We start from the raw sequence: 24,238 nt of genomic DNA on the forward strand, positions 1-24,238 counted from the left end.
GGATTTGGGATAGTGGGTTTTGTGGCGAGGGGATTTATCCCCGTTGGGCTGCGAAGCGGCCCCAGCACTTCAAATTCGAACCGAATTTGATGGGTTGACGACTGCTGCGCAGCCGAACGGGGATAAATCCCCTCGCCACAGAAATCCCCCACCACAAAGGCTCGCTCCTACAAGGGGTCGGTGGTGGTCTGGAGATTTGTGTTGTGGTTGACCCAAGGCATCTGTGATGAAATGCGACCCCACTCTCTATCGCGCCGCGCCGCCATCACTCGCCGTGAAACCCCGTCTGATTCGCCATCTGTTCCTGCCACCGCTGGTCATCGCCCTGATGATCGGATTGGGTTTCCTCGGCTTCTGGATCAGTGAACACTACGGGATACGCAGCCTCAGCGAGAACGGTCAGCGTCAGCTCGAACTGCACGCCCGCGCCGTCGAGAGCGAGATCAGTAAGTACACCTACCTCCCCAGCCTGCTGGAACTGGAATCCAGTGTTTCAAAACTGCTGGCCGCCCCGTCACCGGAACACCGGCAGACCGTCAACGATTACCTCGAAGGCCTGAACCGGCGCAGCCGCAGTCGGGCCATCTACGTGATGGACACCACCGGCCGCGTCATGGCCACCAGCAACTGGCGCGATGTCGACAGTTACCTGGGTGAAGACCTGTCCTTTCGCGCCTATTTCCAGAACGCGGTGCGCGGTCAGCCGGGACGCTTCTACGGCATCGGCAGCACCAGCGGCGAACCCGGTTATTACCTGGCCCACGGCCTGGAAGAACACGGCAAGATCATCGGCGTCGCCGTGGTCAAAGTCCGCCTCGAAGCCATGGAAGAACGCTGGCAGCGCGCACGCCTCGAAGCCTTCGTCAGCGACGAGAACGGCATCATCATTCTGTCCAGCGATCCAGCACGACGGCTGAAATCGGTTGTGCCGTTGAGCGACGAAACCAAGGAAAAACTGGCCCGCAGCCTGCAGTACTACTGGTTCCCGCTGAACGAACTGCAACCGCTGGCCCGGGAACAACTGGCCGAAGGCGAGGAAAAACTGACCTTCCCCGCCAACAGTGAAGTGGAGTCCGACGAAGAGGACATCAGTTACCTCTCGCAGACCCGCCCCCTGAGCGACACCCCGTGGAATTTCACCCTGCTCACGCCGCTACAGGATTTGCGCCGCGAAGCGATCAACCAGGGGATTCTGGTAGCCGTGGCATTTGCCCTCGTGGCGTTCCTGCTGATTGCCTGGAACGAGCGACGCAAGGTGATCTCCACCCGCCTCGCCGCCCGTGAAGCCCTGCAGGAAGCCAACAATCAACTGGAGCGTCGGATTACCGAACGCACCACCGACCTGCGCGCCAGCAACGAGCGGCTCAAGGGTCAGATCCGCGAACGGCGTCAGGCTGAAGAGACCTTGCGCCGCGCTCAGGATGAACTGGTGCAGGCCGGCAAACTCGCGGCCATCGGCCAGATGTCGACCAGCATCGCCCACGAACTGAACCAGCCGCTGGCGGCGCTGCGCACTTTGTCTGGCAATACCGTGCGCTTTCTCGAGCGCGGTCAACTGGACGTGGCCAGCACCAACCTCAAGACCATCAATGAATTGATCGACCGCATGGGCCGGATCACCGCCAGCCTGCGCTCCTTCGCCCGCCGGGGTGACGACAAGGGCCAGGCCTGCCTCGGCAAAGCCGTGGACGCCGCGATGCAACTGCTGGGCGGTCGGGTTGAAAGCGTCCATCTGACAGTGCACCGCGAATTCGACGACAGGCAAGTGCAGATCGACCAGACCCGCCTTGAGCAGATTCTGGTCAACCTGATCGGCAACGCCCTCGACGCCATGCAGGCGCAACCATTGCCCGAACTGTGGCTGGAAGGCGAGGAGTTCGACGGTAAATATCGCCTGCGCGTACGCGACAACGGCCACGGTATCGATGCCGAAGCGCGCAAGCATCTATTCGAACCGTTTTTCACCACTAAACCCGGCGAACAAGGCCTGGGCCTCGGCCTGACCCTGTCCGCCAGCCTGGCCGCCGCCACCGGCGGGCATCTGGGTGTCGAACACCCGGCCAGCGGTGGCACCACCTTCGTCCTCAGTTTACCGTTGGTAAGCCCCCTTCACGCCGAGCCAATATGAACAACGACCTTAGTGTGCTGATCGTCGAAGACGACCCCCATGTGCTGCTCGGCTGCCAACAGGCGCTGACCCTGGAAGACATTCCCTGCGTGGGCGTGGGCAGCGCCGAAGAAGCGCTGGAGCGGGTTGGCGACAACTTTGCCGGCATCGTCATCAGCGACATCCGCCTGCCGGGCATCGATGGCCTGGAATTGCTGACCCGGCTCAAGGCCCGGGATCGCAGCCTGCCGGTGGTGCTGATCACCGGCCACGGCGACATCTCCATGGCCGTCGGCGCGATGCAGAAAGGCGCCTATGACTTCATGGAGAAACCCTTCTCCCCGGAACGCCTCGTCGATGTCGCCCGCCGAGCGCTGGAGCAACGCAGCCTGGCCCGGGAAGTGTCTTCGTTGCGCCGGCAACTGGCGGAGCGTGATTCCCTGGAAGGCCGGATCATCGGTCGCTCGCCGGCCATGCAGAACCTGCGCGAACTGATCGCCAACGTCGCCGATACGTCGGCCAACGTGCTGATCGAAGGCGAAACCGGCACTGGTAAGGAACTGGTCGCGCGTTGCCTGCACGACTTCAGTCGCCGTCACACCAAACAGTTTGTCGCGCTGAACTGCGGTGGCCTGCCGGAGAACCTGTTCGAAAGCGAGATCTTCGGCCATGAAGCCAACGCCTTCACTGGCGCCGGCAAACGACGGATCGGCAAGATCGAACACGCCGACGGCGGCACGCTGTTCCTCGACGAAGTGGAAAGCATGCCCCTGCCCTTGCAGATCAAACTGCTGCGGGTGTTGCAAGAACGCACCCTGGAACGCCTGGGTTCGAACCAGAGCGTGGCCGTGGATTGCCGGGTGATTGCGGCGACCAAATCCGACCTCGACGAGTCGAGCAAAGCCGGCGAGTTTCGCAGCGACCTGTATTACCGCCTGAACGTGGTGACCCTGGAATTGCCGCCCCTGCGCGAACGTCGCGAAGACATCCTGCAACTGTTCGAACACTTCCTGCAGCAGTCGTCCTTGCGCTTCGACCGCGCCGTGCCGGAGCTAGACAACCAGACCTTGTCGAACCTGATGAGCCACGACTGGCCCGGCAACGTACGCGAGTTGCGCAACGTCGCCGAGCGTTTTGCCCTCGGTCTGCCGGCCTTCAAGAAGCCCGGTGCCAGCGGTAGCAATCAGGGTTTGGCCTTTGCCGAAGCGGTGGAAGCGTTCGAACGCAACTTGCTCAACGACGCGTTGCAACGCAGCGGCGGCAACCTGACCCAGGCCAGCCTGGAACTGGGAATGGCCAAGACCACGCTGTTCGACAAAGTCAAAAAGTACGGGCTGAGCCACTGATGGACCTGTTATTGAAAGCGGCGCTCGGTGCGACAGTGGTCGTCATCCTCGCCGCGCTGGCCAAGACCAAAAACTATTACATCGCAGGCCTGGTGCCGCTGTTTCCGACCTTTGCGCTGATTGCGCATTACATCGTCGGCAAGGGGCGTTCGCTGGAGGATTTGAAGACCACCATCGTGTTCGGGATGTGGTCGATTATTCCGTACTTCGTTTACCTGGCGACGTTGTATCTGATGGTCGACCGGATGCGGCTCGAAGCGTCGCTCGCCGTGGCGGCAGTGGCGTGGCTGATGGCCGCCACCGTCCTCGTCACCGTCTGGGTCCGCCTGCACGCCTGACCCCGCAGGTTCTGTAGGAGCGAGGCTTGCCCGCGAAGGCGGTGTTCCTATCGCAGGAGATGCATCGGACGCACCGGCCTCTTCGCGGGCAAGCCTCGCTCCTACAGAGTCTGCGGTGTGTGATCATTCCCACGCGGAGCGTGGGAATGATCATCAAAGGATCTGCGGTGTCTGATCGGTGGCAGCTGGCCCGCCCCTTGCATTTACCCCCAAAAGCCCTCTCGGCCGGCCTTCATGATGGATGAAGCCGGTGTCTGGGAGGGTCTGCCAAGGGTGAATTGCGACCTTGAACATTTTAGATCTCGACCACAGCCTGACAGCCCAGGCGCCCATCTCGAGGCTGCTGGACAGCGGCCGTGCCAAACGCCTCGACCTGCTCGACCTCGGCCCGAAATTGCGCCTGTGGTCCAGCGAACGGACCTTTCGCCGCTTTGCCGAACGCTTGCAGCAACGGCCCCGGCACAGCGGCCCGCAACCAGAAATTTTCTTCGTCGGCTCCGGTGATTACCACCATCTGACCCCGGCCTTCCTGAGCGATTTGCCGGAGCCGGTGAGCCTGATCCACTTCGACAACCACCCCGACTGGGTCCGCTTCGCCCCGCGCCGGCATTGCGGTTCGTGGGTCAATCAGGCGCTGAAGCTGCCGAACATCCAGCGCATCGTCACCCTCGGCCCGTGCAGCGATGACCTGCAAAATCCACAGCTCAAGGGCGGCAATGTGCGGGCGCTGAAACGCGGCGTGTTGCAGCTGTTTCCGTGGCAGCGTCCGCCCTCGAAAGTGTGGGGCCGGGTGGGTGACGGCGCCGGCCATCAACAGCAGGAAAACCTGCTGCACTGGCGCAATCTGGCGGAGCTCGACTGGCCGGCATTTCTCGAACAGATGATCGCCAGCCTACCCACCCGCGCGGTATGGATCACCGTCGACAAGGACGTATTGGCCAGCGAAGACGCGGCGACCAACTGGGACCAGGGCGGCATGCGCCTGAGCCATTTGCTGCAAGCCATCAGAGCCTTGGCGGCGAGCAAGCGAATCATCGGCATCGACATCTGCGGCGAGTACGCCCGCCCGGCGTTCAGCAACGCCCTCAAACGCTGGGAAGCCAAGTCCGACCAGCCCCCGGCCGAACGCTGGAGCGAAGCGGATCTACTGCGCAACTCGACGACCAACCAGGCGTTGATCGACCTGTTCGAGGAGCTGTTCCCATGACCTACACCGTGATTGTGCTGGTGGCGTTTTCCATCGTACTGGACGTCATCGGCCAGCTCTGTTTCAAGCTCGGCCTGGACCGATTGCCGGAACTCGAAGGCGGCTTTCGCCTGAATGCGTTCTGGGGCCAGGTGTTCAACGCGCCGCTGCTGTGGTGCGGCATCGGCGCCTACGTGATCGAGTTTTTCGTCTGGCTCGAAGCTCTGTCCCGGGCGCCGCTGAGCCTGTTGTTTCCGGCGGCGGCGCTGGCGTATTGCGGTGTGGTGTTGGCCGGCAAACTGATCCTCGGCGAGACCGTCAGCCGCCGGCGTTGGCTCGGCACCCTGGTGATTACGGCGGGCGTGATGCTCGTGTGTGTCACCCATGCATGAGGTTCAAGCGATGATCAGAGGCAAGACCGACTGGCTGCATGAGCGCCTCGGCACGGTGGTGCTGTGGGCGTTGTTGATAGGCTTTGAAAGCGCCGGCCAGATCGCTACGAAGGTCGGTGGAGATCAACTGGGGCAGATGGATTTCAACCTGCAATGGTTGCTGGCCGTGGCGGTGAATCCGGGGGTTTGGTTCGCGATTGCCTGCTACATCGGCGCGTTTTTCGTGTGGATGCTGATCTTGCGGCGTAGCAGTTTGTCCCTCGCGTTTCCGTTGAGTTCGCTGGTGTTTGTGGGGGTGTTGCTCGGGTCATGGCTGGGGTTGGGCGAGCAGATCAGCGTGCTGCACTGGGTTGGGGTTGTGGTGATCATGGGCGGGATTGCGTTGCTGGCCGAAGGCGAAGAAACCTAGATTTTTGTGATCTCAAGGACCCCATCGCGGGCAAGCCCGCTCCCACATGGACGGCGCATAACCTGTGGGAGCGGGCTTGCCCGCGATGGCGTCAGACAGGCCAACCAAGAACCTTCAATTGAACTTGTAGGCCAGTGCCGCCTGCACTTCCCCCTGGTTAGTTTCCCCCACCTCTTTGACAATGCTGCTATCCGCCGCCGCTCCCGTCAGGTGAACCCAGCTCGCGCTGGTCAACAACGACCACTGCGGCGCCAGCGGAAACTCGAAACTCTGGGTCAACGCCACATTCTGCAAACCACCGCCCGCGTTGTAAGGCCTGATCCCCGAGGCTTGTGACTCATTGGCACTGACGCCGAAGAACGTCTGACTCTGCCGCGCATCAGCGAAATGCGCAGTCAGGCTGGAGCTGCCAATTACCCCGCCACCCAGTGGATAACCCACCTCCCCGCCAACGCGCCCCAACACCCCGCCCTGGCCGCCGCGCCCGCCAATCGCTTGCCCGACCGAGGCAAACACCCGCCAGAAATCAGCCGGCGCGTACTGCACGTAGCCACCGACCTCGCCCATGTCCGGCACGTCGCGCAGGCCCTGCAGTTCGCCGTTGGACGTGCGCCCCGGCAGGTAATTCACGAACGGCCCGGCGCTGAAACCCTTGGTGTTCAACGCGTCCCAGGTCAGCCCGTCGTCCGTGCCGAGGCTGACATCACCCCAGTCGAGATCGAGATACGGCACCGGCCGGGTTTCATAGCGGCTGCCGGTCGGATCGTGCGGCTGATAGCTGAGGCCAGCCCCCGCCTCACCGGTGATGCCGTCCGCTAAAACGTTGCCCGAAAGGCACGTCAGCGCGGCGAAGAGAGCAATCGTAATCCTCGACATGAGGCCATTCCTTGAACTGGATGTGCGCGCATCAATCCCCGAATCGCACCTCTCGCGCAAGCACTCATGTTGTTTGTAGCGACCTACAAAAATTGTAGCTTCACCGACACAAACCCTCGCCAGAACCCCAGCCCCGTTGGGCCAGACCCGGTTGGCACAGTCCCTGCTCTACCCCCTTGGCAAGCGCAAACAGCGCAATCTGCCCAATAGGTACTGAGATGATTGACTGGCATATCGTGTGTGATTTCGACGGGACCATCACCCGCACCGACGTGATCGACAGCATCCTCCAACGGTTCGCCGACCCAAGCTGGGAAGCGATCGAAAACGAGTGGCTGGCGGGCGACATCGGTTCCCGTGAATGCCTCAGCCGCCAGCTCGCGCTGGTCAAGGCGACGTCCACCGAACTGCTCGGGTTCTTCGACACCATCGAGATCGACCCGGACTTCCCCGACTTCGTCGACCACGTGATCGGCCTCGGCGCTTCCCTCGAAGTGGTTAGCGACGGCATCGAGCAAGGCATCGCACGGATCCTGGCGCGCCACTACGTCAGCCTCTTGCCGATCCTCGCCAACCGCTTGCGGCAGCTCGACCACCAGAGCTGGCGCATTGACTTCCCGCATGCCAGCGACGCCTGCCGCGCCGCCTCCGGCAACTGCAAATGCAAATCCACCCCCAGCACCAAACGCGTGCTGGTGATCGGCGACGGCCAGTCCGACATGTGCGTGGCCGCCACCGCCGATTTCGTGTTCGCCAAGGATCGCCTGGCCGAGCACTGCGAGCGCAACGGCATCGCCTATGCGCGCTTCGACAGCTTCGCCGAACTCCCTGCGTTGCTCGCTCTGCTGCGCCATACCAACGACAGGGCCAACGCCGCCAACGCCACCTCTTTCAACCTAGAAACACAGGAACGCTTCCACCATGTCTGACATTCGAATCGCTACGCCTGAAGACCAGGTCCTTCTGGATAAAGAAGCCAAATACTGCTCCTACGGCGACACCGTTCACTACATCGATCCGCCGCGCATCTTCAGCCGCTGCGAAGGCTCCTACGTCTGGGACACCGAAGACCAAGCCTACCTCGACCTGCAAATGTGGTACTCGGCGGTCAACTTCGGTTACGCCAACCCGCGCCTGAACAACGCGCTGAAACAGCAGATCGACACCCTGCCGCAGATCGCCAGCCAGTACTTGCACAAAGGCAAGATCGAGCTCTCGGAAATGATCGCCGTAGACGCCAAGAAGAAGTTCGGCCTCGACGGTCGCGTGCACTTCAACGTCGGCGGTTCGCAGTCCATCGAGGACTCGTTGAAAGTCGTGCGTAACGCCACCAACGGCAAGAGCCTGATGTTCGCCTTCGAGGGCGGTTACCACGGCCGCACCCTCGGTGCCTCGTCGATCACCTCCAGCTACCGCTATCGCCGCCGCTACGGCCACTTCGGCGAACGCGCCAATTTCATCCCGTTCCCGTATCACTTCCGTGGCCCGAAAGGCATGACCAAGGAAGAGTACGGCAGCCATTGCGTGCAGCAATTCGCCCGCCTGTTCGAGACCGAATACAACGGCGTCTGGGACCCGAAAGTCGGCCAGAGCGAATACGCCGCCTTCTACGTCGAGCCGATCCAGGGCACCGGCGGCTACGTGATTCCGCCGATGAACTTCTACAGCGAACTCAAGCATGTGCTGGACCAGCACGGCATCTTGATGGTGGTCGACGAAATCCAGATGGGCTTCTACCGCACCGGCAAGCTGTGGTCGATCGAGCACTTCGACGTCAAACCGGACGTCATCGTCTTCGGTAAAGCGCTGACCAACGGCCTCAATCCGCTGGGCGGGATCTGGGCCAAGGAAGAACTGATCAACCCGAAAATCTTCCCGCCAGGCTCCACCCATTCGACCTTCGCCTCCAACCCGTTGGGCACGGCGGTGGGCCTGGAAATGTTCAAGATGACCAGCGAAGTCGACTACGGTGCGATGGTCATGAACAAGGGTAAATACTTCCTCGAAGGCCTGAAAGACTTGCAGAAACGCTACCCGATCATCGGCGATGTCGACGGTCTGGGCCTGGCCCTGCGTTGTGAAATCTGCGGTCCGGACGGTTTCACGCCGGACAAAGCCACCCTCGATTTCATGGTCGAAGAAGGCATGAAAGGCGACATCGAAATCGACGGCAAACGCCTGGGCCTGATCCTCGATGTGGGCGGTTACTACAAGAACGTGATCACCCTCGCGCCGTCGCTGGAAATCAGCTATCCGGAAATCGACCTGGGCATCGCGTTGCTCGACCGTCTGCTTGATCGAGCCATGAAACGATGAACACCGAAAAGATCGACATGGGCGAAGGCAGCGCCGGTTTCGTTCTCGGCAACGGCGAGGTCGCGGTGTTGTTGATCCACGGCCTCACCGGCACGCCGACCGAACTGCGCCGGGTCGCGATGGGCCTGGCCAAGGCCGGTTGCACGGTCTACGTGCCGACCCTGGCCGGCCACTGCGGCGACAACGCCGACCTGCAAGCCACCGGGTGGCGCGACTGGTACGAGAGCGCGCGTAACACCTTCATCGGGGTTCGGCGCAAACACCAGCATGTGTTCGTCGGTGGCTTGTCGATGGGTGCGGTGCTGGCGATGTACCTGGCCGCCGAGCATCCGGGGCAGATCGAGGGCTTGCTGCTGTATTCGACCACCCTGCGCTACGACGGCTGGAACATGCCCAAAGTCGCGGTGCTCACGCCGTTGCTGATGGCAATTCCGTATGGCGTGCACCTGTGCCGCTTCAACGAAAAGTCGCCATTCGGCATCAAGGACGAACGCTTGCGCGCCATCGTCGAGCGGCAGATGAAGGCCGGTGAAAGCAGCAACGCCGGGCTGCTGACCATGTCCGGGGTGAGTGTCCGGGAACTGCATCGATTGGTGGCTGCGGTGAAAAAGCGCATGCCACAGATCACCACCCAGGCGCTGGTGTTGCACTCACGGGAAGACGACATCACCAGCCGCTGGAACGCCGACTATGTGGAACGCAAACTCGGCGGCCCGGTGGTGAAAATTCTCCTCGACGACTGCTACCACATGATCACCGTCGACCTGCAATACCGTCGCGTGGTGGAGCTGAGCGCAGACTTCATCCAGCACCGGTTCATGCAACAAGTCACCGCCCCGCAACCCATCCGCCAGGACTACCGGCAACTTGCTTGAGCGCACACCTGTAGCAGCTGGCGAAGCCTGCGTTCGGCTGCGAAGCAGTCGTAAATCCTGCTGACGCGGTCTTGCTGAAACACCGCAGCGCCTGATTTCACGACTGCTTCGCAGCCGAACGCAGGCTTCGCCAGCTGCTACAAGGATCGGGTTATGGCTGCCATGTGGGTAAATTTTAAGGAACCGATGTGATCACTGCCCTTGCCTTTTCAACCATCGAAGCCATCGACCGCAGTGCCTGGAATGACTGTTTCCCCGATGAACTGGAGGACTGGGATTATTACCGGGCCGTTGAACAGGCGGGCATTGCGGATTTCCAGTGGCGTTATCTGGCGCTGTACGAAGACGAGGTGTTGGTCGCGGCGGCGGTGGCGTTCACCACCGCGTATTCGCTGGACACCACGGTTCAAGGTTCGGGCAAACGCGTCACCGAACAGTTGCGCCGCTGGTGGCCGGGGCTGTTGGACGTGCGCCTGTACGCCGTCGGTTCGCCGGTGGCCGAGCAATGCCATGTCGGGACCACACGCCAGATCGACCCCGCCCGGCGTCCGGCCTTGCTTGAGCAATTGTTAATCCTGGCGCGCAACGACGCCGATCAGGCCGGCATCGGTCTGCTGGCGGTCAAGGACGCGTCCCACCGGGATCCGCAGTGGTTGCAGGTGTGCCAGGCAGCCGGTCTGCAAAGCATGCCAGGCCTGCCCAGCGCCGAACTGCCGATCCGTTTTGGCTCGGTGGACGCGTACCTCGGCACGCTCGGCAAATCCACTCGCAAAGACCTGCGCCGCACGTTGCGCGGGCATGGTCCGCGCATCGAATGGCGGCGCTCAGTCGAAGACCTGCTCCCGCGAATGATGGCGCTGTACGAAGCCACCCTTTCACGCAGCGACCTGACCTTCGAACGCCTGCCGCCGGCCTACTTCCGCCAGGTCCTCGAACACCTCGATGAGCGCGCCGCGTGCGTGCTCTATTGGGTCGGCGAAGAGCTGGTAGCGTTCAACCTGGTGTTGCTCGACGAGCAACGCCTGGTCGATAAATTCTTCGCCCACGACCTGGCGAAAACCCGCGATCACAACCTGTACGTGCGCAGCTGGCTGGCCAATGTCGACTACTGTATTGAACACGGCATCCCGATCTACGCGTGCGGTCAGGCCGGCTATGCCAGTAAGCTGCGCCTGGGTTGCTCGTTTACCGGCAACACCGTGTTTTTCCGCCACCGCAACCGAGTGCTCGACAGTTTGTTGCGCGTGGTGAAAATGTTCATTCGACCGGACCGTTCCGATTCCGCCATGGCTGCTGCGATAAGCGAAGCACAATGATCAAAGACCCACGCGCCACCGCCCGACCTTTCGCCCTCTCCGGCTGGAGCCTGCAGCGCAAACTGGTGCTGGCGTTCTGGCTGGTCAGCGTGATCCCGACCATGATCGCCGCGGAACTGGCGGCCACCACCCTGTCGCAGATTTTCGACAGCAACGTGCGGATCTGGCTGCAGGAATCGACCAAGATCGTCGAAGACGAGATCAGCGAGATCCTGCGGGATAACGCCCGGGCCGCGCAGTTGTTCCTGCGCTACACCCGCCCGCCCACCGATCGCCTGTCGAGCAAACACGACAAGTTGACCACCGACATCGCCGATTCCATGGGCATCGACGTCGTGGCGCTGGTGCGCAACAGCGATCACAAAGTGGTATTCAGCACCGCCGCCGATGACGTCGTCCGGCAGATCAGCACCGAGCCCAAAGCGGTGTTGCAAACGCTGCATGTCGGCGGCGTCCCTACCGGCACCGTTGTGTCGACTTTTGAGACCGATCAGGACGGCGTCGATTACAAACTGGTCATCGCCACCTACCTGGACAGCAGTTTCCTCACCAGCGTCGCCGATGTGCATTCCCTCGACCTGCGGCTGTACCTGGCCAAGGCCGATGACTTCTCGGAGATCTTTTCCACCCAGCGCTTCGAAGATCACCCGGCGGCCGTACCGGAGAAAATCGAGCAGATTCTGCGCAACACCAAACAGCCGATCGAACAATTCACCAATCGCTACAGCGGCATTTACCGGCCGATCCTCAACGAAAGCGGCGAGCTGCAAGGCGTGATTTTCAGCGGGCTGCTGCGCCACACCAGCCTGGTCGGGCTGGTGAACCAGAGCAACCTGTTCATCCTGATTTTCCTGCTCAGCTCGGCGGCGTCCCTGGCGGTCGGCTGGATTGTCTCGCAACGCCTGACCAAGCCGTTGCGCGGTTTGTCCAAAGGCGTGCAAGCGGTGATCGCCGGGGATTACCGCCAGCGCCTGGCGGTCACCGGCGGCGACGAACTGGCGGAACTGAGCAGCACGTTCAACCACATGAGCGAACGCCTTGCCGAGTTGCAGCACCTGGAATCGCAGCTGCGTCGCCGCGACCGTTTGCATGCGTTGGGCGAAGTCGCCATGGGCCTGGCCCATGAAATCCGCAACCCGCTGGGCATCATCAAGACCGCCACACAACTGCTGCACCGGCGCGCCGATTTGCCCGAGACCGACAAGCGACACCTGGAATACGTGGTCAGCGAAGTCAGCCGCATCAACGACCTGATCACCGATTTCCTCGACTTCGCCAAGCCCAGCGCGCCGCTGCGCTCGACCCAGGCAGCGCGGCCGCTGGTGGATGAATTGATCGGCTTCTGCGCCCCGGAACTGGCCAGCCACAACATCGATGTGCGAATCGACGATCAGGCACCCGGCGCGACCCTTCACGCTGATGCGCGACAACTCAAGCAGGCCGGCCTGAACCTGATCGTCAACGCCATCGACGCCATGCCCGACGGCGGGCGGCTCACGGTCGGCATCAGCAGCGACGAGCACTACACCGTGATCAGCGTCTGCGACACCGGCCAGGGCATCGAACCGGACATGCTCGAACGGATCTTCACGCCGTTCGTCACCACCAAGGCCTCGGGCACGGGCCTGGGGCTGGCCAAGGTGTTTTCGATCATGGAAAGTCATGACGGGCGCATCGAATGCGTCAGTGAAAAAGATGCCGGGACCACCTTCACGCTGTACATTCCGGCCAACGGTGAAGACTTCGAAGAGGGCAGCGATGACACATAACGTACTGGTGGTCGACGACGAGCCCAAGCTCTGCGACTTGCTGGCATCGGCCCTGGGTCAGAACGGCATTCAGGTGTTCACCGCCGGCAATGGCCTGCACGCGCTCAAGGTGCTGGAGTGCGAGGACATCGACCTGGTGATCAGCGACTGGCGCATGCCCGGCATGGACGGCCCGCAACTGCTGGCGGAAATCAAAACGCGCTTTCCGCAGCTACCCGTCATCGTGATGACCGCCTACAGCACCGTGAAAAACGCCGTGCAGTCGATGCGCAACGGCGCCTTCGACTACATCGCCAAGCCGTTCGACATCGACGAACTGGATATCACCGTCAGCAAGGCCCTGCAATTTCGCGACATCCTCAAAGACAACCAGCGCATGCGCGCCGAGCTTGATGAGCACCAGCAGATCGACAACCTGATCGGCGACAGCCCGAGTTTCCGTCGGGTGCTGCACGCGATCGATTCCGTGCGCGAAAGCAACGCGACGATTCTGCTGACCGGCGAAAGCGGCACCGGCAAGGAAATGGTCGCTCGGGCGATCCACAAACACGGCAACCGCGCGGACAAACCGTTTGTGGCGGTGAACTGCGCGGCGATCCCCGAAGGGCTGCTGGAAAGCGAAATGTTTGGTCACCGCAAAGGCGCGTTTACCGGCGCCGTGGCGGATCGCGTCGGGCGTTTCATGCAGGCTGACAAGGGCACGCTGTTCCTCGATGAAATCGGTGAAATGCCGCTGGCCCTGCAGGCGAAAATCCTCCGGGCCTTGCAGGAACGGGTGATCGAGCCGGTGGGCGATCCACGCGAGCGCAAGGTCGATGTGCGGGTGATTGCCGCGACCAACAAGAACCTGCTGGACGCGGTGGCCAACAAAGAATTTCGCGAGGACCTTTACTACCGCCTCAACGTGTTCCCGATTCCGCTGCCGGCCCTGCGCGAACGGGTGGAAGACATCGCGCCGCTGGCCCGGCACTTCGCACACACCCTCGGCGCCACAGCGGGCAAGCGCTTTACCGGATTCAGCCCGGAAGCCTTGCAGGCGATGGCCAATTATTCGTGGCCGGGGAATATTCGCGAGCTGCAGAACTGCGTGGAGCGCGCGACGATTGTGGCGTCGGGTGCGGTGATTGAAGAGGAAGATTTGCCGGCGTATTTGTTTGCTTCAAGTTCCAGTAGCAGCGGTGCGCTGGTCACCGAAGGCAGCGTGCCGGCGGATCTGGAAGCGGCGTTGGCGGAGGTCGAGAAGGCTTACATTCTGGCCGCGCTGGCACAGAGCAATGGCGTGCAGGCCGCGGCGGCGCAGTTGATCGGGATCTCCGAGCGCAGCTTCTGGTATCGCTTGAAGAAACTGGGCATCCACGTCGACAAAATCGTCCGCTAAACCCAGCCCACGCCCCCACACCATTCCCTGTAGGGGGTGGTGTCAGTGGCGGTCAGTTGTTGACGGTGCCGCCCTTTGATTCGCTCATGATCTGCCGGATCGCCCCGACAAACGTCTCAACCGGCTGCCCACCACTCACCGCATACTGCCCGTTAAACACCACCGTCGGCACCGAACTCACTCCGCGCGACAGCCACAACTGCTCTTCTTCGAGCACCTCTTTGGCAAACTCATCGGACGCCAGAATCGCCTCGGCCCGCTGTCGATTCAGCCCCACGCTTTCTGCAATCTGCGCCAACTGACCGTGATCAGATGGATTGCCGCCATCAGTGAAATACGCCTTGAACAGCGCTTCCTTCAGATTGAACTGCAACCCTTCCAGCCCCGCCCAAAACAGCAGCCGATGGGCATCAAAGGTGTTGTAGATGCGGCTGTTGCCATCGGTGCGAAACGCAAAACCGACCTCGGCGCCACGCGCGCGGATCATCTCGCGGTTCTTCTGCGATTGCTCAGGGGTCGAACCGTACTTTTCGCTGATGTGTTCGGTGATGTTCTGCCCTTCCGGCCCCATTTTCGGGTTCAGTTCGAACGGTTGGAAACGGATCTCGGCCTGGACCTCATCGCGCAGCACTTCCAGCGCCCGGGTCAGGCCATACAGGCCGACCACGCACCACGGGCAGGACACATCGCTGACGAAATCGATTTTCAAAGGGGTACTCATCATTCACCTCGCAGGGCTGGATCGCGCCGGAAAGTTTGAACGATACACCTGACAGGGCCGAGGTGGCAGCCATTCCACTATCCCTGTGGAACAGAGTTAACAGCCATTCCACTATCCCTGTGGGAGCGGGCTTGCCCGCGATAGCGGTGTATCAGAAAAGTAGATAGCGACTGATACGCCACCATCGCGGGCAAGCCCGCTCCCACAGGGTTTTGGGGTGTTTTGGGGAGTGTGTTTAGTTCTGTTTAAGGTTACTTCCTGAAAGCTACAGCGCCTTGCGCCGTCGCCTACAACAACGTCAGAATCCGCTGGCTTGTGCGCCTGGAGGCCCGTCGGTAACTTGGTTCGTGTCACTGATTCCCAGTGATCGGGTTTAGTAGCCCGGCTTCTTCCAAATTGGTGCACATGCGTCTTTCAGTCAGGCACTCGCCTGCATTTGATGGTAGCTGTGCGCATGGCGCCCTCGGGCGCGCCGGATTTGGGAGTTTGCCGGTCTACTAACTTGCGCACAGCTGCCACCCCTCCGTTTAGTAGCGAGACAGGTTGCGGCTCTACTATTAGGAATAACTCCAGATGTTCAAAATAACTCCGAACCCACCAGAAACCGACGACGTCTCCCCCTACGAAACCCCAGACTCCAAAAAACTCAACGAAGCCGCCGACCGCGCCCTCGATTTCTACCTCAAACCGGTCATCCCCAAAGACATCCCACGCCGGCCCAGCACCATCTACACCATCGCCCCCGACATCGATCACGAAACCCTGCTGGCCAACGCCTGCGAATCCCTGGCCTCGGCGAGCGTGATGCTGAGTGATTTCGCCGGGTTGCTGGAAGGCCCGCAGCGCAACACCGTGCTGGGCATTCAGCAGTCCGTCATGCTGGGTGAACTGGCGGTGAACCGGATGCTGGATAACTTCGTTCCATCGACATAACCAACTGAGGTAAGGGAGCCTTTGTGGTGAGGGGATTTATCCCCGTTGGGTGGCGAAGCCGCCCCCGCGTCCGTTCAGACAGACCGAGTTGTCTGGATTTACGACTGCTTCGCAGCCGAACGGGGATAAATCCCCTCGCCACAGGTTCCTGCTCGACTGGAGATTGTCTTAAGTGAACAGCATTGCCTCACCACAGGATTTTGTTTCACAGGTTGGATTTGGGGATTACAAGAGATTCGGGGTTGGCACCGGATCGATCTGTGCCCAATGCGAAGTGTCTTCGCGATGGGCCTGCAAGTACGGCAACACCGCCGCCAGCAACGGCGCCTTGAACGCTTCCTGGAACCGATGCGCCAGTCCCGGAATCAGCTTCAACTGACTGCCACGGATATGCGCCGCCAAGTGCACGCCATGCATCACCGGCAACAGCGGATCGGCGGTGCCGTGAACCACCAGCGTCGGCACGCGCAACTGGTTCAGCAGCGCCACGCGACTGCGCTCGGCGAGGATCGCCATGATCTGGCGCTTCACACCTTCCGGGTTGAACGCCCGGTCATAAGACAGCGCCGCCTGATGCAGCAACGCCTGCCGATCATCACTGACAGTCGGGCTGCCCAACGCCGCCAGTAAATCCGCCTGTTGCTCCAGCGCCACTTCGCGATTTGGCGCGCTCCGCCGCGACAACAACTGCACCAACGCCGCACTCGGCGCCGGCAAGCCCTCGGCCCCGGAACTGGTCATGATCAGCGTCAGGCTCTCGACCCGTTGCGGCGCCATCGCCGCCATGTGCTGGGCAATCATCCCGCCCATGCTCGCGCCCAACACGTGAAATTGCTCGACCTTCAGCGCATCCATCAGGCCAAAGGCATCGTCCGCCATGTCGGTCAGGGTGTACGGCGCCGCCACCGGCAAACCGAGTTTGTAGCGCAGCACTTCGAACGTCAGGTTGGCGTCGGCAGGCGCTTGGCGCCACTTGGAGAGGCCGACATCGCGATTGTCATAACGGATCACCCTGAAGCCCTGCTGACACAACGCGACCACCACCTCGTCCGGCCAGTGAATCAACTGCCCGCCCAGGCCCATCACCAGCAGCAACGCCGGGTCGGACGCACGGCCGATGCTCTGGTACGCCAGGCTCACCTGCGCCAGATCGGCATGTTCGGTTGGAACGTTGACATCGCAACGAGACGCCGCCAAGGACGGCAGGCCAAACACCAGCAAGGCCAGAAAAATGAATGCACGCATGAAAAACACCGAAACGCAGAACCCCAGTAGAGCGCGAGTCTGATGAAGTTTGATCAAGCGCGCTGCCACAGTTACGTGACAGTTTGATGAAGATTGCCGAGCGGTCATATCGAAGACCGAGTCGCCTGCTTCGCGAGCAAGCCCGCTCCCACAGGATTGATGCCGTCCACAATATCTGTGATCGACATAAATCCACTGTGGGAGCGGGCTTGCTCGCGAAGGCGCCAGTGCAGGCGTCGCAGGACTTTAGGCCAACTGACTCCGCAACTGCCTTGCCGCCGCCACCATGTTCACCAGCGCCGCTTCAGTCTCCGGCCACGCCCGGGTCTTCAACCCGCAATCCGGGTTCACCCACAACCGCTCCGCCGGAATGCGCTTCACCGCTTTGCTCATCAACTTGACCATCTCCGCCGTGTCCGGCACCCGTGGCGAGTGGATGTCATAAACCCCTGGCCCGATGTCGTTCGGGTAGTCGAACGCTTCAAAAGCTTCCAGCAATTCCATGTCCGAACGCGAGGTTTCGATGGTGATCACGTCGGCATCCATCGCCGCGATGGACTCGATCACGTCGTTGAATTCGCTGTAGCACATGTGGGTGTGGATCTGGGTTTCGTCCCGCACGCCGGAGGCGCTCAAGCGGAAGGCTTCCACCGCCCAGTCCAGATATTCCTGCCATTGTGCCCGGCGCAGCGGCAAGCCTTCGCGGAACGCGGCTTCGTCGATCTGCACGATCTTGATGCCGGCGGCTTCCAGGTCCACCACTTCGTCACGCAGGGCCAACGCCAGTTGCTGCGCCTGGATTTTGCGCGAGACGTCTTCGCGGGGGAACGACCACATCAGCATGGTCACGGGACCGGTGAGCATGCCTTTCATGACCTTGTCGGTCAGGCTTTGCGCGTAGGTGATCCAGTCGACCGTCATGGCGTTCGGTCGGCTCAGGTCGCCGTAGATGATCGCCGGTTTGACGCAGCGCGAACCGTAGCTCTGCACCCAGCCGAAACGGGTGAACAAGTAGCCGTCCAGTTGCTCGGCGAAGTATTCGACCATGTCGTTGCGTTCGGCTTCACCGTGCACCAGCACGTCCAGGCCCAGGCGTTCCTGGACTTGCACCGCGTGACGGATTTCGCTGTGCATGGCGTCGGTGTAATCGTTGGCCGACAGCTTGCCTTGCTTGAACGCCTGGCGCGCCAGACGGATCGACCCGGTCTGCGGGAACGAGCCGATGGTGGTGGTCGGGAATGGCGGCAGTTTCAAGCGCGCCTGTTGCTGCGCGATGCGTTTGGCAAATGGCGAGTGGCGTTGGCTGTCTTTGTCACTGATAGCGTTTATCCGTGCCTGCACTTCGGCTTTGTGGATACGCGGAGACTCGGCACGGCTGACCTGAATCGCACGACTTTCGGCGAGGACAGCCTGCACCTTGGACGATTGCGGATCGTTGAGGGCATCGCGCAGCACGGCGATTTCACCGCACTTCTGCACCGCAAACGCCAGCCAGCTTTTTAGCTCCGGGTCGAGTTTGTCTTCACGCTCCAGGTCCACCGGGCTGTGCAGCAGCGAGCAGGAACTGCTGACCCACAGGTTGTCACCAAAGCGCTCTTGCGCCGGTTGCAGTTGCGCGAGGACTTGCTCCAGTTCGCAGCGCCAGACGTTGCGACCGTTGACCAGGCCCACCGAAAGAATCTTGTAGGTCGGCAGGCGATCCAACACCTGGCCGAGTTGATCCGGCGCGCGCACCGCGTCGATGTGCAAGCCTTGCACCGGCAGGCCGACCGCCAGGCCGAGGTTGTCTTCCAGACCGCTGAAGTAGGTCGCCACGAGTTTTTTCAGCGGCGAATATTGAAGGATGTGATAAGCGCGTTCGAAGGCGTTTTTCCAGGCTTGCGGCAGGTCGAGGGTCAGGATCGGTTCGTCGATCTGCACCCATTCCACGCCCTGCGCGGCGAGGCGGCCGAGGATTTCGCCGTAGATTGGCAGCAGGCGTTCCAGCAAGTCGAGCTTGTCGAAGTCGTTGCCTTTGGCTTTGCCCAGCCACAGGTAAGTCAGCGGGCCGATGATCACCGGTTTGACGTTGTGACCCAGCGCCTTGGCTTCGTCGACTTCGTCGAACAGCTGTTCCCAGCTCAGTTTGAATTGTTGGTCAGCGGTGAATTCCGGGACCAGGTAGTGGTAGTTGGTGTCGAACCACTTGGTCAGCTCCTGGGCATATTGCGCCTTGGTGTGTTCACCGCCGCAGCAGGCAGTCGTGGTGCCTCGGGCCATGGCGAACAGGGTGTCGAGGGTCGGCAGGCCGCGTGCATCCTTGGCGCTGTCGAAACGTTCGGGGATCACACCGAAGGTCAGGGAATGGGTCAGCACCTGGTCGTACCAGGCGAAGTCGCCGACGGGTAGCAGGTCGATGCCGGCGTCTTTCTGCAACTGCCAGTGGGAGGCGCGCAATTGGCGGCCGACGCTTTTCAGCGCGTCCTGATCGAGGTCGCCCTTCCAGTAGGATTCGAGGGCTTTTTTCAGTTCGCGGTCTGCGCCGATGCGTGGGAAACCAAGTGTGTGTGCCAGAGCCATGGTGAGTTTCTTCCTGTAAAAGAGGCTGTAAAACATGGCGCTATTGTCGACAGCCAACCCAACATGAGACAAACTCAACCTTTTCGTGTTGATCACAAGTTTTCCTCATGGAGCCCCCGGTGCTTGAAATCCGTCACCTGAAGACCCTGCACGCCTTGCGCGAAGCCGACAGCCTGGTCGATGCCGCCGACCGCCTGCACCTGACCCAGTCGGCCCTGTCCCACCAGTTCAAGGAACTGGAGGAGCGCATGGGCATGCCGCTGTTCGTGCGCAAGACCAAACCGGTGCGTTTCACCAGCGCCGGTCTGCGCCTGCTGCAACTGGCTGACGCGACCCTGCCGCTGCTACGCGGTGCCGAGCGTGATATCGCGCGCTTGGCCGGCGGCACGGCGGGCCGTTTGCACATGGCGATCGAGTGCCACAGCTGCTTCCAGTGGCTGATGCCCACCATCGACCAGTTCCGTGACGCCTGGCCGGAAGTCGAGCTGGACCTGGCCTCGGGCTTCTCCTTCGCCCCGCTGCCGGCCCTGGCCCGTGGCGATCTGGACTTGGTGGTGACCTCGGATCCGCTGGAACTGGCGGGGATCACTTACGTGCCGTTGTTCACCTATGAAGCGATGCTCGCGGTGGCCAATCAGCACCGTCTGGCGAACAAGGCCTACATCGTTCCGGAAGATTTGCTCACGGAAACGCTGATCACCTACCCGGTTGAACGCGATCGGCTGGACATTTTCACCCGCTTCCTCGAACCGGCCGACATCGAACCGGCCCAGGTCCGCACCTCAGAGTTGACCGTGATGATGATGCAACTGGTGGCCAGCGGACGCGGCGTGTGCGGCATGCCCCATTGGGCGCTGCATGAATACAGCTCACGGGGTTACGTGAAGGCCAAGCGGCTCGGCGAGAAAGGATTGTTTGCGACGCTGTATGCGGGGATCCGCGCGGACATGCTGGATGCGCCGTACATGCGCGATTTCTTGCTGACGGCCAAGGACACATCGTTCTCGACACTGGACGGGGTCAGCGCCGTCCGCTAGCCGACACGGTCCCTGTGGCGAGGGGACTTGTCCCCGTTGGGCTGCGAAGCGGCCCTAAAACCTGCGAACAAGGTTTGCCTGAAAGAATGCCGGGGAGCGCTTCGCACTCCAACGGGGACAAGTCCCCTCGCCACAGAAGCCGTTACTCCTCAGAGTCCGAGGAGAGTTCGCGCCACATGTGGATTTTGTCGAAGTAGTCTTCGCCGACGCGTACTGCCATGGGTTCGAGGCCGTACTGTACAAAGCCGCAGCGCTTGTACAGGTTGAACGCGGCCTCGTTGCCAGCGGTGACGGTCAGCTGGATCAATCGCAGGCCCTTATGGTTCTGCGCTTCGGCCAGCGCGGCCTGCACCAGTTGCTGACCCAACCCGCGCTGCCGGACCTTGCCGGACACGTACATGCCAAACAGCGTTGCCTTGTGCCGGGCCTTTTCCCGAGGCTCGAAGGCCAGGCCGACGATGCCCGCCAACTTGCCCTCCTCGAACGCCCCGAACAGCACATCCAGCTTGCTGGTCAGGCGCGATTCCCACCAACTCAACGGCATCGCCGCGCGCTCGCGCACACTTGAGGTGAAGGCCTGCGGATGCAGGTCGTAGGCTTCGAGCATCAGCGCCCGATAGTCCAGGGCATGGCTGGCATCCAGTCGTTCAATCCACATGGTCAAGCCGTCCGACGTTGCTCAAGCATCAGCCGCACCGCCAGCGCTGACAGAACAAAGCCCATGAAATAGCGCTGCACCGACAACCAGGTCGGGTTGTTGACGAACCACGACGCGATGCCGGCTGCGAATATCGCGATCAGCAGATTGACGCAGAAGCTGACGCTGATCTGGGTCAGGCCGAGCACGATGCTTTGGGTGAACACCGAGCCATGCTCAGGGGTGATGAATTGCGGAAACACCGACAGGTAAAACACCGCAATCTTCGGGTTCAGGGCGCTGGTGAGAAAGCCCATGGTGATCAGTTTGCGCGACGAATCCGGCGGCAACTGCTGCGCTTCAAACGGTGAACGCGCGCCGGGTTTGACCGCTTGCCAGGCCAGCCACAGCAAGTACAGCGCGCCGGCCCATTTCAGCACTTCGTAGGCTAACGGCACGGCCAGGAACACCGCAGTCAAACCGGCCGCGGCGGCGAACAGGTGCACGAAAAACCCCGCGACCACGCCGAGCAACGACGTCACGCCGGCCTTGCGCCCCTGGCAGATCGAGCGGGAGATCAGGTAGATCATGTTCGGCCCCGGCGTCAGCACCATCAGCAACGCGGCAGCGGCGAAAATCAGCAAGTCTTGAAGCGGGATCATGGGGGCAATCCTGGTCCGTGGATGATCAGACGGTGGCGGTCAGCGAAGCTCGATAAAACGGCAGGATCAGGTCCCGTGTCAATGGCGCCAGCGTGAGATGGCCGTCGGTGGCCGGGTCGATCCAGCGCACCTCTTCGATCTCCGCCGCAGGCGATACGTCTGAATCAATGGTCAGCAGAAAGAGTTCAGCCTGTACGACAAAACCCGGCTCATTGGCGGCCGGTGCCGAAAAGGGCCCCAAGTAGGTGGCGTGCGCAGGGTCGATGACCAGCCCGAGCTCTTCTTCCAGTTCACGGGCCAGGGCGTGAACCGGTTGCTCGTGGGCCTCGATCTTGCCGCCGGGCTGCATGAAGGCTTCGGTGCCGCGCTTGCGGACCAGCAGCGTGCGACCGTCTGGGCCGATCAGCAGGGCGGCGGCGATGTGGATGATGCGGGGGGAAGTAGTGGAGGAAAAGGTCATGGATCTGAAGAGGCCTTGGGTGAAAGGCGCAAAGGATCACATGGGTGCGGGCTCTGCGTCACCCCGAAAAATCCCGACCGGACGCTGAGCCCTTGTGGGAGCGAGCCTGCTCGCGATAGCGATCTTTCAGTCGACATCAATGGTGAAGTCAGTCCGTCATCGCGAGCAGGCTCGCTCCCACAGGGTTCAGGGCTGAGCCTGAACCACCAGTGGCGCTTCGAGAATCGCGGCTTCCACTTCCTCCGGCACTTTCACAAAAACACTGTATTTCGCCCCTTCCATCGCCTCGAACGCGATCAGCTTCTCCACCAGCGGCCCGCTCAGTACCTTGCCCGCATTGAGCAGCAGCATGCCGTTATCTGCATTGAGGTTGCGCGCCAGAATCATCCCGGCCGCCAGGTCCCGGGTGCTCATTACCTTGACCGTCGGATCGGCCAGCGACACATCGCTCAAGTACGCAGCGCAAACCTTGATGAAGTCCTCGACCAGATCAGGATCGTATAGACGACCGGCATACTGGCGGATATAGACCAAGGCTTCATCGCTGTTCATCTGCCGTTCAAGGATCAGCCCGCGTTGCAACTCGATGAAATCCACCGCCAGTTTCAGCCACCGCGAACCGAGCGGAATCGCCTCGCCCTTGAGCCGGTCGGGGAAACCGGTGCCATCCCAGCGCTCCTGATGATGAAGAATCAGGCGCGCGGCGTCTTTCATCGGATCGAGGGTCATCAGCAGCGATTCGCTCTGCTTCGGATAACCGCGATAGCGTTCCCGATCGCTGTGGTGCAGCAGATCCGCAGGCGCGGTCATCATGCTGTCGGTCCAGCTCAGCTTGCCGATGTTGTAGAGCGCCGCGGCCATGGTCAGGTTGCGGGCGCTGCCCTCGTCCAGGCCATGGCGTTTGCAGTACACCCGCACCAGTTCGATGATCTGTCGGTTCGTCTGCTTGGCCGGCGGCAAACGCAGGTTGGCCAACAGCGAAAACACCTCGGTGCCGGTGACATAGCTGTGTTTGAGCTCTTCGTAGGCCAGGTCGAGCATGTCGGCGGTCTGCTGCAGCTCGGCAGTGCGGGACGCGACGTGTTTTTCCAGGGTCGCGTTGAGCAGCTTCAATTCTTCGTTGCGGTCCCACGTCTCCTGCACCAGGCGTAAGCGTTCGCGCTCGGAATGCTGGTAGGCGAGGGATTGGCGCAAGGTCAACAGCAACTCCTCATCGTGCCAGGGTTTGCTGATGTAACGGTCTATCTGCCCCTCGTTGATCGCTTTGACGATCATTGTCAGGTCGGCATAACCGGTCAGCAAAATACGCAGCGTGTCGGGATGGCGCTGGTGAATGTGCGCCAACAGCGTGGCGCCGTCCATATTGGGCATGCGCGCATCGCTCATCACCAGTTCGACGGGCTGTTTCGCCATGATGTCCAGGGCCTGAGCCCCGCTGGTGGCCAGCAGTACTTCGTAGGGCTGACCGCGCAAGAGCCGGCGCAGACTATTGAGAATCGACTCCTCATCGTCGACCAGCAGAATCGTGGGTTTCCAGGTGACAGTCGTGGGGAGTTGCTCTTCCATGGCATTACCTCAAGCGAAACGGGCGTTGTTGCGTCAGTCATCAGCCAGAACATTCCGTTTCTGACCTTGCCTGAGCTACAGGCTAGATGATTTCCAGCCAGGCCCCTGGA

The 24,238-nt window shown here is 61.4% G+C and carries 22 protein-coding genes; 14 read left to right on the forward strand and 8 right to left on the reverse strand.

Going from position 1 to position 24,238, the window contains the following annotated elements; all coding sequences use genetic code 11:
• The first annotated feature begins 226 nt into the window (after positions 1-226).
• From aauS to ACA060_RS23055, 6 genes are all read left to right on the forward strand, one after another.
• Positions 227-2,128, forward strand: a complete 1,902-nt coding sequence (gene aauS, locus ACA060_RS23030) for a two-component sensor histidine kinase AauS (protein WP_109634479.1) — start codon at positions 227-229, stop codon at positions 2,126-2,128.
• Complete coding sequence (gene aauR, locus ACA060_RS23035) at positions 2,125-3,453, forward strand: two-component response regulator AauR (protein ID WP_497313391.1); 1,329 nt, start codon at positions 2,125-2,127, stop codon at positions 3,451-3,453. The genes aauS and aauR overlap by 4 nt, the downstream gene beginning before the upstream one ends.
• On the forward strand, positions 3,453-3,791 hold the full coding sequence (locus ACA060_RS23040) for a GlpM family protein (RefSeq protein WP_497313393.1): 339 nt from the start codon (positions 3,453-3,455) through the stop codon (positions 3,789-3,791). The genes aauR and ACA060_RS23040 overlap by 1 nt, the downstream gene beginning before the upstream one ends.
• A gap of 286 nt (positions 3,792-4,077) precedes the next feature.
• Positions 4,078-4,998: an arginase family protein gene (locus ACA060_RS23045; protein ID WP_497313395.1), complete on the forward strand. Its 921-nt coding sequence runs from the start codon at positions 4,078-4,080 to the stop codon at positions 4,996-4,998.
• The gene (locus tag ACA060_RS23050; protein ID WP_497313397.1) at positions 4,995-5,369 is read left to right on the forward strand and encodes a DMT family transporter; all 375 of its coding nucleotides are present in this window, start codon (positions 4,995-4,997) and stop codon (positions 5,367-5,369) included. The genes ACA060_RS23045 and ACA060_RS23050 overlap by 4 nt, the downstream gene beginning before the upstream one ends.
• Positions 5,370-5,379: 10 nt before the next feature.
• Positions 5,380-5,778 (forward strand): DMT family transporter, encoded by a 399-nt coding sequence (locus ACA060_RS23055; RefSeq protein WP_497313399.1) that lies wholly within the window; start codon positions 5,380-5,382, stop codon positions 5,776-5,778.
• Between the two features lie 114 nt (positions 5,779-5,892).
• On the opposite strand, the gene ACA060_RS23060 is transcribed toward ACA060_RS23055, so the two are convergent.
• On the reverse strand, positions 5,893-6,654 hold the full coding sequence (locus ACA060_RS23060; RefSeq protein ID WP_497313401.1) for a MipA/OmpV family protein: 762 nt from the start codon (positions 6,652-6,654) through the stop codon (positions 5,893-5,895).
• Between the two features lie 218 nt (positions 6,655-6,872).
• Between ACA060_RS23060 and ACA060_RS23065 the strand changes: the two genes are divergently transcribed.
• From ACA060_RS23065 to ACA060_RS23090, 6 genes are all read left to right on the forward strand, one after another.
• Positions 6,873-7,583 carry an MtnX-like HAD-IB family phosphatase gene (locus tag ACA060_RS23065; RefSeq protein WP_497313403.1) on the forward strand — a complete coding sequence of 237 codons (711 nt, stop codon included), beginning with the start codon at positions 6,873-6,875 and terminating at the stop codon, positions 7,581-7,583.
• Positions 7,576-8,970: an aspartate aminotransferase family protein gene (locus tag ACA060_RS23070; protein ID WP_497313405.1), complete on the forward strand. Its 1,395-nt coding sequence runs from the start codon at positions 7,576-7,578 to the stop codon at positions 8,968-8,970. The genes ACA060_RS23065 and ACA060_RS23070 overlap by 8 nt, the downstream gene beginning before the upstream one ends.
• Positions 8,967-9,845, forward strand: coding sequence for an alpha/beta hydrolase (locus tag ACA060_RS23075; RefSeq protein WP_497313407.1), 879 nt, complete (start codon positions 8,967-8,969; stop codon positions 9,843-9,845). The genes ACA060_RS23070 and ACA060_RS23075 overlap by 4 nt, the downstream gene beginning before the upstream one ends.
• A 188-nt stretch (positions 9,846-10,033) precedes the next feature.
• Positions 10,034-11,161 (forward strand): GNAT family N-acetyltransferase, encoded by a 1,128-nt coding sequence (locus ACA060_RS23080; RefSeq protein WP_497313409.1) that lies wholly within the window; start codon positions 10,034-10,036, stop codon positions 11,159-11,161.
• A complete protein-coding gene (locus tag ACA060_RS23085) occupies positions 11,158-12,930 on the forward strand; it encodes a sensor histidine kinase (protein WP_497313411.1) in 1,773 nt (590 codons plus the stop codon). The genes ACA060_RS23080 and ACA060_RS23085 overlap by 4 nt, the downstream gene beginning before the upstream one ends.
• Complete coding sequence (locus tag ACA060_RS23090; protein WP_497313413.1) at positions 12,920-14,308, forward strand: sigma-54-dependent transcriptional regulator; 1,389 nt, start codon at positions 12,920-12,922, stop codon at positions 14,306-14,308. Before ACA060_RS23085 ends, ACA060_RS23090 begins: the two co-directional genes overlap by 11 nt.
• A 52-nt stretch (positions 14,309-14,360) precedes the next feature.
• On the opposite strand, the gene ACA060_RS23095 is transcribed toward ACA060_RS23090, so the two are convergent.
• Complete coding sequence (locus ACA060_RS23095; protein ID WP_497313415.1) at positions 14,361-15,029, reverse strand: DsbA family oxidoreductase; 669 nt, start codon at positions 15,027-15,029, stop codon at positions 14,361-14,363.
• Positions 15,030-15,602: 573 nt separating this feature from the next.
• Between ACA060_RS23095 and ACA060_RS23100 the strand changes: the two genes are divergently transcribed.
• Positions 15,603-15,962, forward strand: a complete 360-nt coding sequence (locus ACA060_RS23100; RefSeq protein ID WP_497313417.1) for a DUF6124 family protein — start codon at positions 15,603-15,605, stop codon at positions 15,960-15,962.
• A gap of 225 nt (positions 15,963-16,187) precedes the next feature.
• Here the strand turns inward: ACA060_RS23100 and ACA060_RS23105 are convergent, their stop codons facing one another.
• A complete protein-coding gene (locus tag ACA060_RS23105) occupies positions 16,188-17,207 on the reverse strand; it encodes an alpha/beta fold hydrolase (RefSeq protein ID WP_497313419.1) in 1,020 nt (339 codons plus the stop codon).
• A gap of 246 nt (positions 17,208-17,453) precedes the next feature.
• Positions 17,454-19,766 (reverse strand): 5-methyltetrahydropteroyltriglutamate--homocysteine S-methyltransferase, encoded by a 2,313-nt coding sequence (gene metE / locus ACA060_RS23110; RefSeq protein ID WP_497313421.1) that lies wholly within the window; start codon positions 19,764-19,766, stop codon positions 17,454-17,456.
• A gap of 119 nt (positions 19,767-19,885) precedes the next feature.
• Between metE and metR the strand changes: the two genes are divergently transcribed.
• Entirely contained in the window at positions 19,886-20,803 is a 918-nt protein-coding gene (metR, locus tag ACA060_RS23115; protein WP_010457725.1) for a transcriptional regulator MetR, read from the forward strand.
• A gap of 142 nt (positions 20,804-20,945) precedes the next feature.
• Here the strand turns inward: metR and ACA060_RS23120 are convergent, their stop codons facing one another.
• The 4 genes from ACA060_RS23120 to nosR form a co-directional block, all read right to left on the reverse strand.
• The gene (locus tag ACA060_RS23120) at positions 20,946-21,461 is read right to left on the reverse strand and encodes a GNAT family N-acetyltransferase (RefSeq protein ID WP_109634506.1); all 516 of its coding nucleotides are present in this window, start codon (positions 21,459-21,461) and stop codon (positions 20,946-20,948) included.
• Positions 21,462-21,463: 2 nt separating this feature from the next.
• Positions 21,464-22,102, reverse strand: a complete 639-nt coding sequence (locus ACA060_RS23125) for a LysE family translocator (protein ID WP_109634507.1) — start codon at positions 22,100-22,102, stop codon at positions 21,464-21,466.
• 25 nt (positions 22,103-22,127) lie between these two features.
• The gene (locus ACA060_RS23130) at positions 22,128-22,562 is read right to left on the reverse strand and encodes an NUDIX hydrolase (RefSeq protein WP_497313424.1); all 435 of its coding nucleotides are present in this window, start codon (positions 22,560-22,562) and stop codon (positions 22,128-22,130) included.
• 186 nt (positions 22,563-22,748) lie between these two features.
• A complete protein-coding gene (gene nosR / locus ACA060_RS23135; protein WP_497313426.1) occupies positions 22,749-24,128 on the reverse strand; it encodes a response regulator c-di-GMP phosphodiesterase, NosR family in 1,380 nt (459 codons plus the stop codon).
• Between the last annotated feature and the right edge of the window lie 110 nt (positions 24,129-24,238).

It is taken from the genome of Pseudomonas sp. LBUM1671 (assembly GCF_059695685.1).

Bases quoted from the DNA above. Each gene is read 5' to 3' on its own strand.
- aauS (WP_109634479.1), top strand. From the start codon at position 227: ATGAAATGCGACCCCACTCTCTATCGCGCCGCGCCGCCATCACTCGCC.
- aauR (WP_497313391.1), top strand. From the start codon at position 2,125: ATGAACAACGACCTTAGTGTGCTGATCGTCGAAGACGACCCCCATGTG.
- ACA060_RS23040 (WP_497313393.1), top strand. From the start codon at position 3,453: ATGGACCTGTTATTGAAAGCGGCGCTCGGTGCGACAGTGGTCGTCATC.
- ACA060_RS23050 (WP_497313397.1), top strand. From the start codon at position 4,995: ATGACCTACACCGTGATTGTGCTGGTGGCGTTTTCCATCGTACTGGAC.
- ACA060_RS23055 (WP_497313399.1), top strand. From the start codon at position 5,380: ATGATCAGAGGCAAGACCGACTGGCTGCATGAGCGCCTCGGCACGGTG.
- ACA060_RS23060 (WP_497313401.1), bottom strand. From the start codon at position 6,654: ATGTCGAGGATTACGATTGCTCTCTTCGCCGCGCTGACGTGCCTTTCG.
- ACA060_RS23065 (WP_497313403.1), top strand. From the start codon at position 6,873: ATGATTGACTGGCATATCGTGTGTGATTTCGACGGGACCATCACCCGC.
- ACA060_RS23070 (WP_497313405.1), top strand. From the start codon at position 7,576: ATGTCTGACATTCGAATCGCTACGCCTGAAGACCAGGTCCTTCTGGAT.
- ACA060_RS23075 (WP_497313407.1), top strand. From the start codon at position 8,967: ATGAACACCGAAAAGATCGACATGGGCGAAGGCAGCGCCGGTTTCGTT.
- ACA060_RS23085 (WP_497313411.1), top strand. From the start codon at position 11,158: ATGATCAAAGACCCACGCGCCACCGCCCGACCTTTCGCCCTCTCCGGC.
- ACA060_RS23090 (WP_497313413.1), top strand. From the start codon at position 12,920: ATGACACATAACGTACTGGTGGTCGACGACGAGCCCAAGCTCTGCGAC.
- ACA060_RS23095 (WP_497313415.1), bottom strand. From the start codon at position 15,029: ATGAGTACCCCTTTGAAAATCGATTTCGTCAGCGATGTGTCCTGCCCG.
- ACA060_RS23100 (WP_497313417.1), top strand. From the start codon at position 15,603: ATGTTCAAAATAACTCCGAACCCACCAGAAACCGACGACGTCTCCCCC.
- ACA060_RS23105 (WP_497313419.1), bottom strand. From the start codon at position 17,207: ATGCGTGCATTCATTTTTCTGGCCTTGCTGGTGTTTGGCCTGCCGTCC.
- metE (WP_497313421.1), bottom strand. From the start codon at position 19,766: ATGGCTCTGGCACACACACTTGGTTTCCCACGCATCGGCGCAGACCGC.
- ACA060_RS23120 (WP_109634506.1), bottom strand. From the start codon at position 21,461: ATGTGGATTGAACGACTGGATGCCAGCCATGCCCTGGACTATCGGGCG.
- ACA060_RS23125 (WP_109634507.1), bottom strand. From the start codon at position 22,102: ATGATCCCGCTTCAAGACTTGCTGATTTTCGCCGCTGCCGCGTTGCTG.
- ACA060_RS23130 (WP_497313424.1), bottom strand. From the start codon at position 22,562: ATGACCTTTTCCTCCACTACTTCCCCCCGCATCATCCACATCGCCGCC.
- nosR (WP_497313426.1), bottom strand. From the start codon at position 24,128: ATGGAAGAGCAACTCCCCACGACTGTCACCTGGAAACCCACGATTCTG.